Source organism: Hafnia paralvei ATCC 29927 (assembly GCF_001655005.1).
Taxonomy (GTDB): domain Bacteria; phylum Pseudomonadota; class Gammaproteobacteria; order Enterobacterales; family Enterobacteriaceae; genus Hafnia; species Hafnia paralvei.
The window spans coordinates 1-17,390 of the sequence record NZ_LXET01000046.1 but is presented as its reverse complement, the minus strand read 5'-3'; the positions used below and the strand labels follow the sequence as shown (position 1 = coordinate 17,390).

The 17,390-nt window shown below is 48.5% G+C and carries 17 protein-coding genes; 14 read left to right on the top strand and 3 right to left on the bottom strand.

What is annotated here, in order from left to right:
- Window positions 1-81 precede the first annotated feature (81 nt).
- The 8 genes from bioB (at window position 82) to M988_RS13705 (ending at window position 8,038) form a co-directional block, all read left to right on the top strand.
- Window positions 82-1,119, top strand: coding sequence for a biotin synthase BioB (gene bioB, locus M988_RS13740; protein ID WP_064574600.1), 1,038 nt, complete (start codon window positions 82-84; stop codon window positions 1,117-1,119).
- Window positions 1,120-1,121: 2 nt separating this feature from the next.
- Window positions 1,122-2,276 (top strand): 8-amino-7-oxononanoate synthase, encoded by a 1,155-nt coding sequence (gene bioF, locus M988_RS13735; RefSeq protein WP_064574831.1) that lies wholly within the window; start codon window positions 1,122-1,124, stop codon window positions 2,274-2,276.
- Window positions 2,257-3,024 (top strand): malonyl-ACP O-methyltransferase BioC, encoded by a 768-nt coding sequence (gene bioC / locus M988_RS13730; RefSeq protein WP_039187039.1) that lies wholly within the window; start codon window positions 2,257-2,259, stop codon window positions 3,022-3,024. The genes bioF and bioC overlap by 20 nt, the downstream gene beginning before the upstream one ends.
- Window positions 3,017-3,724 carry a dethiobiotin synthase gene (bioD, locus tag M988_RS13725; protein ID WP_064574599.1) on the top strand — a complete coding sequence of 236 codons (708 nt, stop codon included), beginning with the start codon at window positions 3,017-3,019 and terminating at the stop codon, window positions 3,722-3,724. Before bioC ends, bioD begins: the two co-directional genes overlap by 8 nt.
- A 156-nt stretch (window positions 3,725-3,880) precedes the next feature.
- Window positions 3,881-4,135, top strand: a complete 255-nt coding sequence (locus M988_RS13720) for a hypothetical protein (protein WP_008812818.1) — start codon at window positions 3,881-3,883, stop codon at window positions 4,133-4,135.
- Between the two features lie 9 nt (window positions 4,136-4,144).
- Entirely contained in the window at window positions 4,145-4,678 is a 534-nt protein-coding gene (locus M988_RS13715) for a DNA-binding protein (protein ID WP_039187034.1), read from the top strand.
- Between the two features lie 926 nt (window positions 4,679-5,604).
- Window positions 5,605-7,623 carry an excinuclease ABC subunit UvrB gene (gene uvrB / locus M988_RS13710; RefSeq protein ID WP_064574597.1) on the top strand — a complete coding sequence of 673 codons (2,019 nt, stop codon included), beginning with the start codon at window positions 5,605-5,607 and terminating at the stop codon, window positions 7,621-7,623.
- A 118-nt stretch (window positions 7,624-7,741) separates the two neighbouring features.
- Entirely contained in the window at window positions 7,742-8,038 is a 297-nt protein-coding gene (locus M988_RS13705; protein ID WP_064574595.1) for a VF530 family protein, read from the top strand.
- A gap of 58 nt (window positions 8,039-8,096) precedes the next feature.
- Here M988_RS13705 and M988_RS13700 read toward each other — a convergent pair whose 3' ends face one another.
- A complete protein-coding gene (locus tag M988_RS13700) occupies window positions 8,097-8,633 on the bottom strand; it encodes an NAD(P)H-dependent oxidoreductase (protein ID WP_008812822.1) in 537 nt (178 codons plus the stop codon).
- A gap of 104 nt (window positions 8,634-8,737) precedes the next feature.
- Here M988_RS13700 and M988_RS13695 point away from each other — a divergent pair, with 104 nt between their 5' ends.
- A complete protein-coding gene (locus M988_RS13695) occupies window positions 8,738-9,631 on the top strand; it encodes a LysR family transcriptional regulator (protein WP_008812823.1) in 894 nt (297 codons plus the stop codon).
- A 16-nt stretch (window positions 9,632-9,647) separates the two neighbouring features.
- Here the strand turns inward: M988_RS13695 and M988_RS13690 are convergent, their stop codons facing one another.
- On the bottom strand, window positions 9,648-10,076 hold the full coding sequence (locus M988_RS13690; protein ID WP_008812824.1) for a carboxymuconolactone decarboxylase family protein: 429 nt from the start codon (window positions 10,074-10,076) through the stop codon (window positions 9,648-9,650).
- Window positions 10,077-10,207: 131 nt separating this feature from the next.
- On the opposite strand from M988_RS13690, the gene pdxR reads away from it, so the two are divergent.
- Window positions 10,208-11,659 (top strand): MocR-like pyridoxine biosynthesis transcription factor PdxR, encoded by a 1,452-nt coding sequence (pdxR, locus tag M988_RS13685; RefSeq protein ID WP_064574593.1) that lies wholly within the window; start codon window positions 10,208-10,210, stop codon window positions 11,657-11,659.
- Between the two features lie 57 nt (window positions 11,660-11,716).
- Entirely contained in the window at window positions 11,717-12,661 is a 945-nt protein-coding gene (gene dusC, locus M988_RS13680; RefSeq protein ID WP_064574591.1) for a tRNA dihydrouridine(16) synthase DusC, read from the top strand.
- Between the two features lie 16 nt (window positions 12,662-12,677).
- Here the strand turns inward: dusC and M988_RS13675 are convergent, their stop codons facing one another.
- Window positions 12,678-13,598 (bottom strand): EamA family transporter, encoded by a 921-nt coding sequence (locus M988_RS13675; RefSeq protein WP_039187021.1) that lies wholly within the window; start codon window positions 13,596-13,598, stop codon window positions 12,678-12,680.
- Window positions 13,599-13,801: 203 nt separating this feature from the next.
- On the opposite strand from M988_RS13675, the gene tam reads away from it, so the two are divergent.
- From tam to M988_RS13660, 3 genes are all read left to right on the top strand, one after another.
- Window positions 13,802-14,590, top strand: coding sequence for a trans-aconitate 2-methyltransferase (gene tam / locus M988_RS13670; RefSeq protein ID WP_008812828.1), 789 nt, complete (start codon window positions 13,802-13,804; stop codon window positions 14,588-14,590).
- A gap of 348 nt (window positions 14,591-14,938) precedes the next feature.
- Window positions 14,939-15,883, top strand: a complete 945-nt coding sequence (gene pbpG, locus M988_RS13665; RefSeq protein WP_039187019.1) for a D-alanyl-D-alanine endopeptidase — start codon at window positions 14,939-14,941, stop codon at window positions 15,881-15,883.
- Between the two features lie 165 nt (window positions 15,884-16,048).
- Window positions 16,049-16,972 carry a DUF808 domain-containing protein gene (locus M988_RS13660; protein WP_064574589.1) on the top strand — a complete coding sequence of 308 codons (924 nt, stop codon included), beginning with the start codon at window positions 16,049-16,051 and terminating at the stop codon, window positions 16,970-16,972.
- The last annotated feature ends 418 nt before the right edge of the window (window positions 16,973-17,390 follow it).

Here is a 17,390-nt window from a genome sequence, read left to right as displayed (position 1 = left end):
TGATCATTTGGTTGACAGTGTACCGCTTTTTTCTAAACTGACGACACTTTTTCCCCTCAAATTGAATAGGGAGTTGCCATTATGGCAGGTCGTCAACATTGGACATTAGAGCAAGCCCAAGCTCTGTTTGCAAAGCCGTTCCTCGAACTGATGTTTGAAGCACAGCAGGTACATCGTCAACATTTCGATCCGCGTCAAGTGCAGGTGAGCACGCTGCTTTCGATTAAAACCGGCGCATGTCCTGAAGACTGTAAATACTGTCCACAAAGTTCGCGTTATAAAACAGGGCTTGAGTCAGAGAAGCTGATGGAAGTGCAACAGGTCTTAGATTCTGCGCGGCAGGCGAAAGCCGCAGGTTCGACCCGATTCTGCATGGGGGCTGCGTGGAAAAATCCTCACGATCGCGATATGCCCTATCTTGAACAGATGGTACAGGGTGTGAAAGAGATGGGAATGGAAACCTGCATGACGCTGGGCACGCTGTCAGATCAACAGGCTAATCGCTTAGCCGATGCAGGGCTAGATTATTACAATCATAACCTAGACACGTCGCCAGAATTCTACGGCAGCATTATTACCACTCGCAGCTACCAAGAACGTTTGGACACCTTAGAGAAAGTACGAGAAGCGGGCATTAAAGTTTGTTCCGGTGGGATTGTCGGTCTGGGTGAAACGGTGCGCGACCGTGCGGGTTTACTCACCCAACTGGCTAATCTACCTAAAGCGCCGGAAAGTGTGCCCATCAATATGTTGGTGAAAGTGAAGGGTACGCCGCTGGCAGATAATGACGACGTAGATGCCTTTGATTTTATTCGCACTATCGCTGTAGCACGCATCATGATGCCAACGTCTTATGTTCGTTTGTCTGCCGGACGTGAACAGATGAACGAACAAACGCAGGCAATGTGCTTCATGGCCGGCGCTAACTCCATTTTTTATGGCTGCAAACTATTGACGACGCCTAATCCGGGTGAGGACAAAGACGTGCAGCTGTTCCGCAAATTGGGACTAAATCCTCAGTTGACGGAAACTGAACACGGCGATAATCAGCAACAACAGCATCTCACCGAACAATTGCTGCATGCTGATACAGAACAGTTCTATAACGCAGCCTTTTGATGATGAGCTTCCAACAAAGAATCGATCAACGTCTGAGTGAGCGTCGCTCTGCAGGCGCTTATCGTTCACGGACGATCAGCGAAAACGGCAGTGGACGTGAAATCAGCGTTAATGGTCGACAATATCTCAATTTCTCGTCAAATGATTATCTCGGGCTAAGCCGAGATACCGCGGTAATCCGAGCATGGCAGGAAGGGGCCGATCGCTATGGTATAGGTAGTGCTGGGTCTGGCCACGTCACCGGCTTCACATCTGCGCATGCTCAGCTTGAACAGGAGTTAGCTGAATGGTTGGGCTATCCGCGAGCGCTCATGTTTATTTCCGGCTATGCGGCGAATCAGGCTGTTATTGCTGCGCTGATGCAGAAAGGGGATTTTATTTTTGCCGATAAGCTCAGCCATGCCTCTCTCATGGAAGCATCGATGCAATCTGATGCGACGCTCAGGCGTTTTCAACACAATCAGCCTGACTCTTTAGAGAAATTGCTTAGTAAGAGCGATGGAGGGCAAGCATTGGTGGTCACCGAGGGCGTTTTTAGCATGGATGGCGATAGTGCTCCGCTATCTGCGCTAGTGGAAAAAAGCCGGCAGAGTGGGGCATGGCTTATGGTTGATGATGCACATGGCGTGGGCGTGTGCGGTGAGCAAGGACGCGGAACCAGCGATCAACAGCGCATAAAGCCAGATCTTTTGGTTGTCACCTTTGGCAAAGCATTTGGCCTGAGCGGTGCTGCGGTTTTGTGTTCCGAGTCAGTCGCAGAGTATTTTATTCAATTTGCCCGCCATTTAATTTACAGCACGAGTATGCCACCGGCGCAGGCATGTGCGTTGCGTGTGGCGCTACAGCAAGTACGTAAAGGCGATGACTTGCGTGAGCAACTGCAGCATAACGTACAGCTATTTCGGCGAGGGTTGGCAGATACTCGTTTGCAGCTTATGGCGTCAGACTCGGCAATTCAGCCTGTCATCATTGGTGAAAATCAGGCGGCGTTAGATTTAGCACAAAACCTACGTGATCAGGGAATATGGGCAAGCGCCATCCGGCCACCGACGGTACCACCAGGCACCGCGCGCTTACGTATAACCCTAAGCGCTGCGCATCAGGAACAGGATATTCAGCGCCTGCTGGAGGGATTTTATGCAGCCATCAACGCTTAGTGTCAATAAATCTGCGATAGCAGCCTCTTTCAGCCGAGCGGCTAACAGTTATGACATCGTGGCTGCTTTTCAGCGCTTATGCGGCGAAAAACTGTTGGCGCGCGTGAGTAATTACGAAGGTCTGAAGGTGCTTGATGCGGGCTGTGGAACGGGATTTTTTAGCCGCCGGTTTCGACACGCAGGAGCGCAGGTGATCGCTCTTGATCTGGCAGCAGGCATGCTGGAGAAATCTCGTGGCAATGACAGCGCAGATGAGTATGTTCTCGCCGATATAGAACACATTCCGTTGCCCGATGGCAGCGTGGATCTGTGCTTTAGCAATTTGGCGATCCAATGGTGTAGTTCTTTGCATGCGGCTCTAGCGGAAATGCATCGCGTTGTTAAACCTGGCGGTAAAGTGGTTTTTTCTTCTTTGGCTCAAGGGTCGCTTGCTGAGCTCGCTCAGGCTTGGCAGCAAGTTGATGGAAAAACACATACCAACCAGTTTCTCGCGTTTGAGGCGATAAAACTCGCCTGTGCGCCGTTTTCCCATGATTTGCAGTTAACGCAGGAAACCGAATTTTATCCTGATGTGATGACCCTGATGAAGTCTTTAAAAGGGATTGGCGCCACACATTTGCATCAAGGGCGAGATTCTGGGCTGACGAGCCGCGGCCGTTTTGAGCGGCTGGCTAGCGTTTATCCTCAACAAGAAGCCGGTTTTCCGCTGAGCTATCAGTTGGTGACAGGAGTTTTATATCGTGAATGAGCAAGAAAAAAATTTATCAAAACTAGGCGAAGCATGGTTTGTGACGGGAACGGACACGGAAGTAGGCAAAACGGTCGTCAGCGCCGCTTTACTTGAGGCCGCAGCTAACATAGGCAAAGTGACGGCTGGATATAAGCCGGTTGCTTCGGGCAGTGAATGGCGCAATGGCGAGTTGCGCAACACGGATGCGTTAGCTTTGCAGTCCGCTTCATCCATATCGCTCAGTTATGCTGAGGTGAATCCCTACACTTTCGAAGAACCAACGTCACCGCATATTATTAGCGCAGATGAAGGCAAACCTATCGCGTTTTCAGTGATGTCTGAAGGCTTACAGGCATTGCGCAAAAAAGCTGACTGGGTTTTGGTAGAAGGGGCAGGAGGATGGTACACGCCGCTGAGTGAGTCCACTTCTTTTGCGCAATGGGCTCAACAAGAACAACTGCCTGTAATTCTTGTTGTCGGGGTTAAACTTGGTTGTATTAATCACGCTTTACTCACCGCTCAGGCAGTGCAACAGTCGGGGCTAAGGCTGGGAGGATGGGTGGCCAACTGTGTCATTGAGCCTGGGCCACGACATGCGGAGTATATGGCAACGCTGAGGCGTTTATTGCCCGTAGCCTGCCTTGGTGAAATTCCTCATTTGCCACAGGCGAATGCTAGGGCGTTGGCTCGATATTTAGATCTCTCATTCTTGTACTGATGCAATTTAGCGCTGTGCCAAATTGTTTTGCGCAGCGCATTCCATTCCTGTTGATTCCCTCTATTTCGTGTTTTCAATCCATAGTATCTTTCGCTCGTTTCAATAAAGGTTGTCAATTGACAACTCGTTGTGTTTTTTTTAAGCTTGGAGCAGAAGATGAGTAGAGCGGTACATCCCAAAAAGGACATTGAGCAGGTTCTGAATTTCGTTGAGCAAAATGGGTGGCGCATTGAAGTGGGAGGGAGTCATGCATGGGGAAAAATGTATTGCCCGTACCCAAACGAAAAATGCCGCTGTGGTGAATTTTGCATCACGTGCATTTGGTCTACGCCAAAGAACGCGATGAATCACGCTCGTCAGCTCAAAAAAGTGGTGGAGCACTGTGCACATCATGAAAAGCAATCAACCTAAGGAGAAGGTATGAAGGATTACGAATTCACGCTGATTTTTTCTTTGTCGGACCAGAACGATGATCCGTCGAATTACATTGAGGCTTTAGGGGCTGCAGGGTGTACCGACGCCACCATTGGCATCGGAGTCAATGGGCGTATTGCACTGAGCTTTTGCCGTGAGGCAAAAGATGCGCGTGAGGCGATATCCAGTGCGATTAAGGATGTACTCAGCGCGATCCCAAACGCAGTGTTATCTGAAGCAGCGCCTGATTTTGTTGGGTTAACGGATATCGCGGAACGTGTGGGATTTTCTCGTCAGAATATGCGCAAATTGATGGAGCAAGGAGGAATGAGTTTCCCTGCGCCTTTACATCAGGGGAAGACCTCAATTTGGCATCTTGCTAACGTTCTGACATGGCTAAGGGATGTTAAACATTATGCCATTGATACCCGCTTGCTCGAGCTTGCAGCAGTGAATATGCAATGTAACTTGCATCGATCTCTTAACGAAGCCGATAGCCGCTACCAGCGAGAGATCACGGGCTGGTTGGAAAAGCCATGATTGTAAACTCATCATGTTTAGTGAATGCAACAAGCACAGCAAAAGTTTGTACAAAAGACTAACAATCAACAAGCATGAAAAGGTATGTCGGGTTGAGGCTGGCGTTGAAAACTAAATGTGATCTAAAACACATAAAAGCCTGAGTGATCATTGCCCATTTATTGCTCATCACGGTGGTGCTCAAAATAAGTACAGCCGCATAGTCGTCGTTCATCATGCACATAAAAGATCAAGCGCAGAATCGCCGCATGACGAAATAAGTTTTCCGAGCAAGTGCTTTTGTTAGTGCGAATAAGTATATAAAGAAGAAAAAATAGCTAAAAAATTAACTAAAAAAAGCACTCCAGAGTCGATTTGCCAACAGATTGTCATTTTTCCGTAACTCAAGCGCCAAGCGGAGTGGTGCAAGTTATCCACTATTCCTGTGGATAACCTTGTGCATTAGGTTTAGAGAACTCGTTAAAATCCAGAGCCAGAGCGGCTTGCGCCTGCATTGGTTGTTATGGTGTCTATATTTTATAATCTTTAATATTCAATGTGTTAGTTAAAATCAAGCAATAGGTTAAGAATCGTGTTGCGCAACGAATCGAGCTTGACAATCACCAGACAAAAAAGTTAATTCGCGCGGTGTCTTGGGGATAAATGTCACCACCAGGTGAAAATTGTAAAACAGATGTAATTTGTCGTTTTAAGCTGCCCCATTTCGTCGCAAACAACCGAGAGAGAATGTACAAAACGGTGCATAGATGGTTTAAAGCTGGATTTATATCCAGTATCATGAGATTTCAATCGCTGATGAATGTGCGCAAACCATTTTGTCAGTGGCAAAATTTGGCAGGACTTCCATACTCAATGCCTGATGATTCGGTATTTGAAACGGTGTAGCCCTACTAAGAGACAAATGCATTTCAGCAAGGTGTTGATCCATGAGTAAAATGTTCAAGTTGCATTCTACATTCAAGCCAGACGGCGATCAGCCAGAGGCTATTCGTCGTTTAGAGGCTGGTTTAGAGAACGGCTTGGCTCATCAGACACTGTTGGGGGTTACGGGGTCGGGTAAGACCTTTACGATTGCCAACGTAATTGCCGATCTTAACCGCCCAACCATGGTTATGGCTCCGAATAAAACCCTCGCCGCACAGCTCTACGGCGAAATGAAGCAGTTTTTCCCTGAAAATGCCGTTGAGTATTTTGTCTCTTATTACGATTACTACCAGCCTGAAGCCTATGTGCCGAGTTCTGACACCTTTATCGAGAAAGACTCCTCGGTAAACGAACATATTGAGCAAATGCGGCTTTCAGCTACCAAAGCGTTGCTTGAACGTAAAGACGTCATTGTGGTGGCTTCTGTTTCTGCCATCTATGGTTTGGGCGATCCTGATGCCTACCTCAAGATGATGTTGCATTTAACGCGTGGGATGATTATCGATCAGCGCGCCATTCTGCGTCGTTTATCTGAATTGCAATACGCGCGTAATGACCAAGCGTTTCAGCGCGGTACGTTCCGTGTTCGTGGTGAAGTGATCGACATTTTCCCCGCAGAGTCGGAAGACGTGGCGCTGCGCGTCGAGTTGTTTGACGAAGAAGTCGAACGACTATCGCTATTTGATCCTTTAACCGGCCAACTGATACAAGAAGTTCAGCGCTTTACGGTTTATCCAAAGACGCATTACGTTACGCCGCGCGAGCGTATCCTGCAGGCGATGGAAGAGATTAAGGTCGACTTAGCAGAGCGCAGGCAGGTACTGTTGGCCAACAATAAACTGCTGGAAGAGCAGCGTTTGACGCAGAGAACCCAATTTGACCTCGAAATGATGAACGAGTTGGGTTACTGCTCTGGCATCGAAAACTATTCCCGCTATCTCTCGGGTCGTAAGCCGGGCGAAGCGCCTCCTACGTTGTTTGACTATTTACCCGCCGATGGTTTGCTGGTCATCGATGAGTCCCACGTAACTATCCCACAAATTGGTGGGATGTATCGAGGTGACCGAGCGCGTAAAGAAACGCTGGTGGAATACGGTTTCCGCTTACCGTCCGCCCTAGATAACCGTCCGATGAGATTCGAAGAGTTTGAGGCGCTAGCACCGCAAACTATTTATGTATCGGCAACGCCGGGTAATTATGAGCTGGAAAAATCCGGTGGCGATATTGTTGATCAGGTCGTTCGTCCAACGGGTCTATTGGATCCGTTAATTGAAGTTCGCCCAGTAGCAACACAGGTGGATGATTTACTGTCTGAGATTCGAATTCGTGAAGCGATTAACGAGCGTGTGCTTGTGACTACGCTGACCAAGCGTATGGCTGAGGATTTAACTGAGTATCTGGATGAACACGGTGTACGAGTTCGCTATCTGCACTCTGATATTGATACCGTGGAGCGTGTGGAGATTATTCGCGATCTACGCCTTGGCGAATTTGACGTTTTGGTTGGGATCAACCTGTTACGAGAAGGGCTCGACATGCCTGAAGTCTCGCTGGTGGCTATTTTAGACGCGGATAAAGAAGGTTTCCTGCGTTCTGAACGTTCGTTGATCCAGACTATTGGCCGAGCAGCGCGTAACCTTAATGGTAAGGCGATTTTGTATGGCGATCGCATTACCAACTCGATGGAAAAAGCGATTGGCGAGACCGAACGTCGCCGAGCGAAACAGCAAGCCTATAACCTTGAGCACGGTATTACTCCTCAGGCGCTGAATAAGAAAGTCTCTGATATTCTGCAACTGGGGGAAGCATCGTCACGTAGTAAAGGAAAACATGGGCGTAGCAGCAAAGCCGCGGAGTCTTCAGCAGCGTACCAAGCTCTGTCTCCAAAACAAATTGAGCAGAGAATTCGTGATTTGGAAGCGCAGATGTATAAACATGCTCAGAACCTTGAGTTTGAGGAAGCCGCAAGCTTAAGAGACGATATTCAGGCGCTGCGCGATCAGTTTATTGCGATGTCTTAGCCTCTGGCGTGATGCTCACATCGGGCACTGTGGTGGCTTGCACTCTTTGGCCGCAGTCAGTATGGTGTGCGAAAAATTTACCAAACTCGCAACGAGTTAATCGCTGACAGGAATTTCCATGAGCGCTCAATCTTCTAAAGACCCTTTGCACGGCGTTACGCTTGAAGCTTTGCTGATATCTCTGGTAGCGCGTTATGGCTGGGCTGAACTAGCTAAAATCATCAACATCAACTGCTTTAAGAGCGATCCGAGCATTAAATCTAGCCTTAAGTTTTTGCGTCGTACCCCATGGGCGCGACAAAAAGTTGAAGAGTTATATATTGATTCACTTGCGGATGTTCCCGCGGCGGCTTCTGTCACGCCTGCAGAAAGTCCTTGGGATAAATGGAAAGGAAAGAAATTATCTGACAGTTAGATTGATAAGGCTAGCGGCCCCGCAGGCGCGAGCTCGGCTAGCCAAAATTGAGACTGTTTTAGCCTGCGTTTTGCAATTCTCTGATCCGAGTCAGTAATCCATTAACGCCATCATCAATCAACCGATCGGTAATATCGTTAGCGCCTTGAATCAGGTAAGGCTCTAGCCAATGCATTCCCACCAAATGACACATATTGTTAAATGGCAGGAGTAAATCCGCTACCGGATATCGGTTATATCCCTCGGCGGTATACGCCTGTGCATTACCGCCGGTTGAAGTCGCTATCATGAGTGATTTACCGTGTAGCGCTTTGCCTTCGCTACCGTAAGCAAAACCATAGGTTAATACCGCATCTTGCCACTCTTTCAAAATAGCCGGTGAGCTATACCAATAGAAAGGGAACAGCATAATGACAATATCGTGTTCCTTGAGCAGCTTTTGCTCACGCTCAATATCAATGGAATAGTCTGGATATTCACGCATTAGCTCATTAACGGTCACATTTTTCTGAGTTTTCAAGGCATCAATGGCGGCATGGCTTATACGTGATTGATCGGGAAAGCGGTGGGCGGCTAAAACCAAAATTTTTTTCATAGAATTTCCAGTTACGTTTATTGCGATGGCGGCATTTTTCCATTTTTATCTTTGCTGGTGTAGCCTGTAAACATGCAAATCTGTTTCAACCAAAGGTTAATAGCATGTCACTGCCAACTGATGTCTATCGATTAATTCCCGCTTTTTTGGCATCAGCCGATGCGCAAAGCTTTTCTGCTGCGGCTCGTCAATTAGGCATCAGTGCAGCCGCCGTTAGCAAGAATGTGAGAGTGCTAGAAACGCGTTTGAATATGCGCTTATTCGCACGTAATACCCATTTCGTGGTGTTAACCGAGGAGGGACGTCAATTTCGCCAGCGGATAGCACCGGTCTGGCAGGCATTAAATCAGGCATTGGACAATCGTTCTCCCTATGAAGAACCTTCAGGATTAGTGCGCGTCAGCGTGATCCCCGGCTTTGGCCGACATCGTCTCATGCCGTTGATTCCTGTTTTTCAGCAACGTTTTCCTCAGGTGCGGATCGATCTTGAAATGGAACCGCGTTTGGTTAACCTGATAGCCGAGAATATTGATGTAGCTATCGGTCAGAGAACGGCGACAGACAGTCGTCTGATTGGACGCGAACTAGGCTCCGCATCGAGTAACATGGCGGCGTCTCCGAACTATTTAGCTCGCTTTGGTATACCGCAAACCTTGGGCGATCTGGCGTCACATCGCCGTTTACTGCATCGCAATCCGGGTAACGGTAAATTACTGTGCTGGTGGGATGATGAAACTAGCGTAAGTGAAGAGCAGGCGGCTTTTATTTCCACATCGCCAGATACGCTGGTTGATGCGGCACTTTGCGATATGGGAATTGTGTGTTTGGCTGATTGGTATCTTGAAGAGCATTTTCGTAATGAGCGTCTGATACCTATTCTTAAACCATTTTGGCCGCGTCCACGCTCCATGCACATTTGGTATCCCTCGGCGGATTTGCCGCCGAGAGTGCGAGCATGGGTAGACTTTGTGTTAGCTCAGTTTCCACCCCAAGCTTAGGTATAACGGTATTTTATTACTGACGCATGCTGATGGCCATGCGATTGAAGGCGTTCATTAAGCTGATGGCGAAGGTCAAATCGGCGATTTCGGCATCGCTAAAGTGTGTTTTTAGCTCTGCAAACAGCTCATCCGAGGTTCCACAGTAGGAGATATCCGTTACCGCTTCAGCCCACGCTAACGCAGCACGCTCGCGCTCATCAAAAGGCTCAGCCATACGCCATCCGGCTAAAATATCCATTTTGTTTTGACTATAGCCCGCTTTGCGCAGCGCGGTGCTGTGCATATCTAAACAAAATGCGCAGCCGTTAATTTGCGAAATGCGTAGGTAAACTAATTCTACAATATGCCCTAGAGAGCTTTTACTTAATGCCATACTGGTTTGGATGAGGCCGTTGTAGGCTTCTGGGGATAGTTTGCCATAGGCGAGACGGAGTTGAGACATGTTGTTTTCTCCACAAATAGGTGAGTTATTGCATCATTTTGATGGTGCAGTCATTGTTTGATAGCACGACTTTACGCTGAATATGGACTAGCATATAGAGCCATATTTTGACTGTTTTTATAGGCCATAAAATGGCAGCGTCCTACGAATTCCTTTTTGTTGATCCTTCGTCCAAAGAACCCCTCTATCGTCAGATTTATCAGCGTATTAAGTCAGCGATTGCCGATGGCGTACTTTCATCGGGTGAACGATTGCCTTCGTTGCGGGGGGTAGCCAGCGATCTTAACGTGGCGCGAGGAACGGTTGAGGCTGCCTATGCGTTGCTTAGCGGTGAAGGATATATCGAAAACAGCGGTCAAGGAGGGACGCGAGTCTCCCTACGATTAATAGCACCTAAATTAACAGAGACGTCAAAAAAGCTCGCTGAAATGCCACGCCATGCAGGTATGCCGTTACCTTCTGCGCAATTACTGCCATTTCAATTGGGTATTCCGGCTTTGGATGCATTTCCGCTCGGCCAGTGGAACCGACTATTGGCGCAGTGCGCACGACATACCACCAGAGAGGAACTTTCTCATCCTGCCCCGCAAGGCTATTTGCCGTTGCGAGAGGCATTAGCGGGGTATTTACAAATTTCGCGTGGTATCCGCTGTTCGGCACCGCAAATCTTTATTGCCGCGGGGTATCGGTCAGCATTATCGCTGATTGCGCACGCTGTTTTATCACGTGATGATTCTGTTTGGCTTGAGGAGCCCTGTTTTCCTTTCCCGTGGCATGTATTGCAGAGTTTGGGGGTCAGCACCATTCCTGTGCCAGTGGATGACCAAGGGATATGCGTGGAGCAAGGGATTAAACAGTCCCCTCAGGCGCTCGCTGCCTTGGTGACTCCTGCGCACCATAGCCCATTGGGGCTGAGTTTAAGTTTGCCGCGGCGTATGCAGCTATTAGCATGGGCTCAGCATGAACAGCGCTGGATTATTGAGGATGACTATGACGGAGAATTCCATTATCAAGGGCACCCGCTACCCGCGCTGAAAAGTTTAGACCGGCTTGACCGCGTACTGTACGTTGGAACGTTGAGCAAAGTCCTTTTCCCCGGATTGCGTATCGCGTATGTAGTGGTTCCCGAGCAGTTACTCCCTCAGTTCCATCAAACTCTACGCACCTATCCTTGCGTTTGTCCCACATTGATGCAGGCTACCGCGGCGCAGTTTATTCATTCAGGTCAGTTTTACCGGCATCTTAAAAAAATGCGTAGCCTCTATGCTCAGCGCCGAATGTGGCTGGCTCAGGCGTTGAAGCAGCAAACACAATATCCATTAACGACGGAGCTTCAGGCTGGTGGGATGCATCTGTTAGTGCGGTTGCCTGACTGTTTTGACGATACTTTGGTTGAACGAGAAGCGCGTGTACAAGGGCTTGCAGTGGAAGCGCTGAGCGTCTGGTATCACGATACTGTTCACGTTTCGCAAGGGATTATTCTCGGATTCACTAACGTTGAAAGTGAAGAGATGGCGCAGCGTTGGGTTAACATCTTGCTGAATGTTTTGGCGCGCTGTTCAACCATTGCGGATAGGCGCTGAACTCAGTACCATTTGCGCCTCAATTTTTCGCCTTTGATACGGTGGTAGACCATACCCATGCAGACAGTAAAACGCGTGCTTTTAGCACCGATGGAAGGCGTTCTCGATTCTCTAGTCCGTGAATTGCTCACGGAGGTGAATGACTACGATCTATGCATCACCGAATTTGTTCGCGTGGTGGATAGCTTATTACCTGAAAAAGTGTACTACCGACTCTGCCCCGAGCTGGCACATCAGAGCCGTACGCCTTCAGGAACCGCGGTTCGCGTACAGTTATTAGGACAGTATCCGCAGTGGCTGGCAGAAAATGCCGCCCGCGCCGTGGAACTTGGTTCTTGGGGGGTGGATTTAAACTGTGGTTGCCCATCAAAGATGGTTAACGGTAGCGGTGGCGGAGCAACGTTACTGAAAGATCCTGAGATGATTTATCAGGGTGCTAAAGCAATGCGCGAGGCGGTGCCGGCACATTTGCCTGTAACGGTAAAAGTGCGTCTGGGCTGGGACTCAGGCGATCGTCAGTTTGAGATAGCAGATGCTGTTGAGCAGGCCGGAGCAACTGAAATCACTGTTCATGGCCGAACCAAAGAAGATGGCTATAAGGCTGAGAAGATCAATTGGGCGGCTATAGGCAAGATCCGTCAGCGTTTGAGCATTCCGGTGATTGCCAACGGTGAAATTTGGGACTGGCAAAGTGCGCAGGATTGCATGGCGACTACTGGCTGTGACTCGGTCATGATCGGTAGAGGGGCGCTGAATGTGCCGAATCTGAGCCGAGTGATCAAATACCATGAGCCGAAAATGCCGTGGCCTGAGGTCATGCTGCTACTTAAAAAATATGTGCGTCTGGAAAAGCAGGGCGATACCGGCTTATATCACGTTGCTCGAATTAAACAGTGGCTTGGCTATTTGCGCAAAGAATATACAGAAGCCTCGGAAGTTTTCAGTGAGATTCGGGCATTAAAAACCTCACCAGACATTGCGCGTGCGATTGAGAGGCTTTAGCCATATTTCCGCACCATTAATCTTTTTCAATAGCAGGACAATGGATTCGTTTTGTCATCATCCTTCCTCCAAAAACGTTAATCAGCAATCCCAGCATAATCAGTAACAAACCATAGATTTGCAGGCTAGCGATTTTTTCTCCTAAAATCAGTGCCCCGCTGGTGAGTCCCACTACTGGGACGAGTAGCGCAAAGGGCGTCACACGCCAGGTTTCATAGCGGGTAAGTAAACGCCCCCAGAGGCCATATCCAACGTGAGTTGAGAGAAATGCGATGTAGCAGAGTGCCAAAATTGTAGGAAGATGAATATTTGTCAGGCTGTTTTCAATGGCCGCTTGTCCCTCGAACAGCCATGAACAAAGCAGGAATGGCAGGATTGGCACTAGAGCACTCCAAACAACTAACGACATGATGCTGGTCGTGCCAGCGTTTTGCATGATGGAACGATTAGTGATATTGCCGCATGCCCATGAAAAGCCGGCTGCCAAAGTAAACAGGAGGGCGATTAGCGGAATATCGGTTAAGTTCCCCGTCATCCCACCTTTGGCAAGTACAAACATTCCAGCAGCGGCAAGCAGGATGCCCACTATTTGGCTACGTTTGACTTTTTCGCCCAGAATAAGTGCGCCTAGTAGTACGCTGAAGAAAACCTGTGATTGCAAAACGACGGAGGCAATACCAGACGGCATTCCCAGATTGATTGCGCAGAATAAAAAAGCAAATTGTGCAAAGCTGATTGTCAGGCCATAAATGACAATCCCTTTCAGCGGGATCTTTGGGCGTGGAATAAAGAAAATGGCAGGAATGACCACGAATATAAAGCGTAATGCACCAAGCAATAAAGGTGGCATACCGTGCAGGCCAACTTTGATAACGACAAAGTTTACGCCCCAAATAACCACGACGCACAGCGCTAACAGCATATCTCTAACGGACATTCTTTACTCCTTGAAGAGACGCATTTTTATTTCTGAAAGTGGCTTGAATGGGAAACTATAGCTAAAGTCTTCAGGGGGAGAAACCACGTCACTGGATATGTCTAGAATAAAGACAAAGGCCGCATCGTTCCGCTCCTCGGCTGCGCAGCAAACCGTGATATAGGGGATTCAACAGAACATTCTGCTTATTAGAGGGAAACGCCATGAGTGATTGGGATCCGGAGCTTTATTTACGTTTTGAAGCTGAAAGAACGCGGCCTGCTCGCGAGTTGCTTGCCAGAATCGATCGCCCAGATGCACAACGGGTGAGTGATTTAGGGTGTGGTCCCGGCAATAGTACTGAGCTTTTGGCTCAGTCTTGGCCACAGGCGCAGGTGACCGGTGTTGATACCTCATTGGCGATGCTGCAAAAAGCGCAAAAAAGGTTGCCGTACTGTTCCTTTGTACAATCTGATATTAGCCACTGGCAGCCAGATGAAGCACAGGATGTTATCTACGCTAACGCTGCGTTGCAGTGGGTGTTAGATCATGAAACGCTGTTGCCGCATTTAGTGTCGCAGCTGGCTGATAATGGGATCCTTGCGATCCAAATGCCGGATAATCTCAATCAACCGTCTCATGCGTTGATGCGTAAAGTGGCTTCTGAGGGGCCGTGGACGTATTTGAATGCTGAAGCAGAGTCCGTACGTAAAAAGCTTCTAACGACGGAAGAGTATTATGATCTGCTGGCTTTGCAGGGCTGCGAGGTGGATATCTGGCGCACCACTTATTATCACGTGATGCCATCTGTCTCGGCGATTATTGAGTGGCTGAGTTCCACCGGGCTGCGTCCTTTCCTTGATAAGTTGGACGAGGAACAACAACCTGAGTTTCTTCGCCGTTACTTAAATGAGCTGGAAAAGGTCTATACCCCACGCGCTGATGGAAAAGTGCTGCTCGCGTTTCCGCGGCTGTTTATTGTTGCGCGCAACGTTGAAAACGGCGCCATTTAAGAGGTTAGCGTTTTGGTTAGGTAGCAACGCTGCTGATCTTTAGGATAATCATTGGGTGGAAGCTGTAGTTAATAGACCTGTTTCCCGTAAATTCATGGTCGTTCTTCAGATGAATAATGTTATTAAGCATTAACCCAGCAAATGAATTGATGCTTGAATATCTGGCTCACAAACAGAAACATAATTCTCACATCTTCTCGTAGCTGAAATATTCACGTTAAGAGTATGATTATCGCCAGCTTGTCGGCCTGCAGCCTACGTGTGGCGTGGCAAGCCGCGTTCCGAGGATTTTTGCATACCCATTTGTGCTCCCCTCGGTGTCATCGAACATTTGATTGATATGTGATCATGCCTGTAAAACTTCGATATTCCTTATTAAGCCTGCTGCTGCTGGGCAGCAGCGTGGCTAGCGTTCCTAATGTGCTTGCAAGCGAGAACGCGCCAACAACGCACAATGCCTCATCGTTGGTATTGGCGTCAGGCAGTGCAATGGTGGTGGATTTAAAAACGCATAACGTCATTTATTCGAGTAATCCTGATGTGCAGGTGCCTATTGCCTCAATTACCAAATTAATGACGGCAATGGTTGCGTTAGATGCCAAGCCCGCCATGGATGAAGTCATTTCTGTGGATATCCACAATACCAAAGAATTAAAAGGCGTCTTTTCTCGCGTACGCGTGGGCAGTGAAGTGAGTCGTCGTCAGATGATGCTTATGGCGCTTATGTCGTCAGAAAACCGCGCAGCGGCGAGCTTGGCTCACCACTATCCTGGCGGCTACAATGCGTTTATTAAGGCGATGAATGCTAAAGCACGTTCATTAGGGATGACACATACGCGATACGTTGAACCAACGGGGCTTTCCGTCAATAATGTTTCAACCGCGCGTGATTTAACCAAGCTGTTAGCTGCTAGCAAAAATTATCCTTTGATTAGCCAGCTTAGCACCACCGAAACTCAGTCGGTGACTTTCTCGAATCCGGTCTATACCGAAACATTTAACAACACTAACCATTTGGTGCGTAATGATAAATGGGCAATTCAGTTGACCAAAACGGGGTTCACCAATCAGGCGGGACACTGTTTGGCGATGCGTACCACCATCGGTGGCCGTCAGGTGGCGTTAGTGGTTCTCGATGCCTTTGGCAAATATACCCACTTTGCTGACGCGAATCGTCTGCGTGACTGGATGCTGACCGGTAAGGCCGCACCAGTTCCTGCTGCGGCATTAAGCTACAAAAAACAAAAGGGCATACATCAAGCTGGCAGCGTACAGGTTGCTGAAAATAAATAATTTTTGATTTGAGGGTGATTCCCCTAAACGAATCAGAATTCATTCGCGGCAGAGGAAAATACCTCTGCCGCTTTTTTATGACTGCACCAAGTTCAGAGATTAACGCGACATTTTTCCCCCTTGCCCCTATGATTATCTCAGTGATTAAAGCTTAAGGATTTCAATGTGGCTGGTGGTAGTTTACTGACGTTATTAGATGATATTGCTTCGGTGCTGGATGATGTGGCGCTGATGAGCAAAATGGCTGCGCGCAAAACCGCAGGCGTTTTAGGTGATGATTTAGCGCTAAATGCGCAGCAGGTGACAGGCGTTTCAGCCGATCGAGAGTTGCCGGTAGTATGGGCGGTAGCAAAGGGATCGTTGCTTAATAAGGTGATTTTAGTCCCGCTAGCGCTGTTAATTAGCGCTTTTGCTCCGTGGGCGATTACTCCGCTACTGATGCTGGGCGGCGCTTTTCTTTGCTATGAAGGCTTTGAAAAGCTGGCACATAAAGTCATGCACGGCAAAGAGGAAAAGCACTCATCCGAATCGGAACCTGAAGAAAAAGTGCCAGACGATTTACGAGCGTACGAGAAAAGTAAGGTAAAAGGCGCAGTGCGTACCGACTTTATTCTGTCTGCAGAAATTGTCGCGATCACTCTAGGCACGGTAGCGAGTGCACCGTTTCTCCAGCAGGTGATTGTGCTCAGCGGTATTGCGTTGGTGATGACGCTGGGTGTTTACGGCATTGTGGCAGGTATCGTAAAACTGGACGATTTAGGCCTGTGGATGAGTCAAAAAAGCTCGGCGCTGCTTCAACGTGTCGGTGGCTGGATCGTGGATGCTGCCCCTTATCTGATGAAAATCCTCTCCGTCGTGGGAACGGCCGCGATGTTTATGGTCGGTGGCGGTATTATCGTGCATGGCCTACCGTGGATTCACCACTATTTTGAGCATTTAGCCGAAAGCGGAGCTGATTTGCCAACAATAGGCACCGTTATTTCTGGCATAGGTCCCACAGTGCTGAATATGGTGTTTGGCGTTATCGCTGGCGCTGTGGTTCTGCTGGTGGTCAGCGGAGTAGGGAAGTTGATTCCTAGGAAGGGGTGAGGTTTTGTTGGTATATCTCACTGGTTAATATTTTGCCATCCTGTTGTTTATGAGGCTTGAGTGAAATATTTCGTTCGCCTGTCATTGATGTGACTACTATGTAATATTCCGTCCGCCAGCTCATACTGAGCTTCATCGATACACTGATGAAGGCGTACGGGCAGAGACCACCAGCGCGTGGTCTCTGCACTCGCGCGCTTTTATCCGAGACGCCATCTCCGCTCCGGTTTGGTATCGTCCATCCAGGGCGCCCCAAACTCCGTCACGACATCCCTGTCGTGCCGGCTCTCCCAGCCAAGACTTAAACTAAAAAACCAAAAATCGTTTTGATTTTGTCTTTTGTCTTTTGTCTTTTTGGTTTTGACCTTGACCTTTTCCTGCACATTACCGGACAGCCGAGTGAATCATGCAGGTTAGG

Bases quoted from the DNA above. Each gene is read 5' to 3' on its own strand.
- bioB (WP_064574600.1), top strand. From the start codon at position 82: ATGGCAGGTCGTCAACATTGGACATTAGAGCAAGCCCAAGCTCTGTTT.
- bioF (WP_064574831.1), top strand. From the start codon at position 1,122: ATGAGCTTCCAACAAAGAATCGATCAACGTCTGAGTGAGCGTCGCTCT.
- bioC (WP_039187039.1), top strand. From the start codon at position 2,257: ATGCAGCCATCAACGCTTAGTGTCAATAAATCTGCGATAGCAGCCTCT.
- M988_RS13720 (WP_008812818.1), top strand. From the start codon at position 3,881: ATGAGTAGAGCGGTACATCCCAAAAAGGACATTGAGCAGGTTCTGAAT.
- M988_RS13715 (WP_039187034.1), top strand. From the start codon at position 4,145: ATGAAGGATTACGAATTCACGCTGATTTTTTCTTTGTCGGACCAGAAC.
- uvrB (WP_064574597.1), top strand. From the start codon at position 5,605: ATGAGTAAAATGTTCAAGTTGCATTCTACATTCAAGCCAGACGGCGAT.
- M988_RS13705 (WP_064574595.1), top strand. From the start codon at position 7,742: ATGAGCGCTCAATCTTCTAAAGACCCTTTGCACGGCGTTACGCTTGAA.
- M988_RS13700 (WP_008812822.1), bottom strand. From the start codon at position 8,633: ATGAAAAAAATTTTGGTTTTAGCCGCCCACCGCTTTCCCGATCAATCA.
- M988_RS13695 (WP_008812823.1), top strand. From the start codon at position 8,738: ATGTCACTGCCAACTGATGTCTATCGATTAATTCCCGCTTTTTTGGCA.
- M988_RS13690 (WP_008812824.1), bottom strand. From the start codon at position 10,076: ATGTCTCAACTCCGTCTCGCCTATGGCAAACTATCCCCAGAAGCCTAC.
- pdxR (WP_064574593.1), top strand. From the start codon at position 10,208: ATGGCAGCGTCCTACGAATTCCTTTTTGTTGATCCTTCGTCCAAAGAA.
- dusC (WP_064574591.1), top strand. From the start codon at position 11,717: ATGCAGACAGTAAAACGCGTGCTTTTAGCACCGATGGAAGGCGTTCTC.
- M988_RS13675 (WP_039187021.1), bottom strand. From the start codon at position 13,598: ATGTCCGTTAGAGATATGCTGTTAGCGCTGTGCGTCGTGGTTATTTGG.
- tam (WP_008812828.1), top strand. From the start codon at position 13,802: ATGAGTGATTGGGATCCGGAGCTTTATTTACGTTTTGAAGCTGAAAGA.
- pbpG (WP_039187019.1), top strand. From the start codon at position 14,939: ATGCCTGTAAAACTTCGATATTCCTTATTAAGCCTGCTGCTGCTGGGC.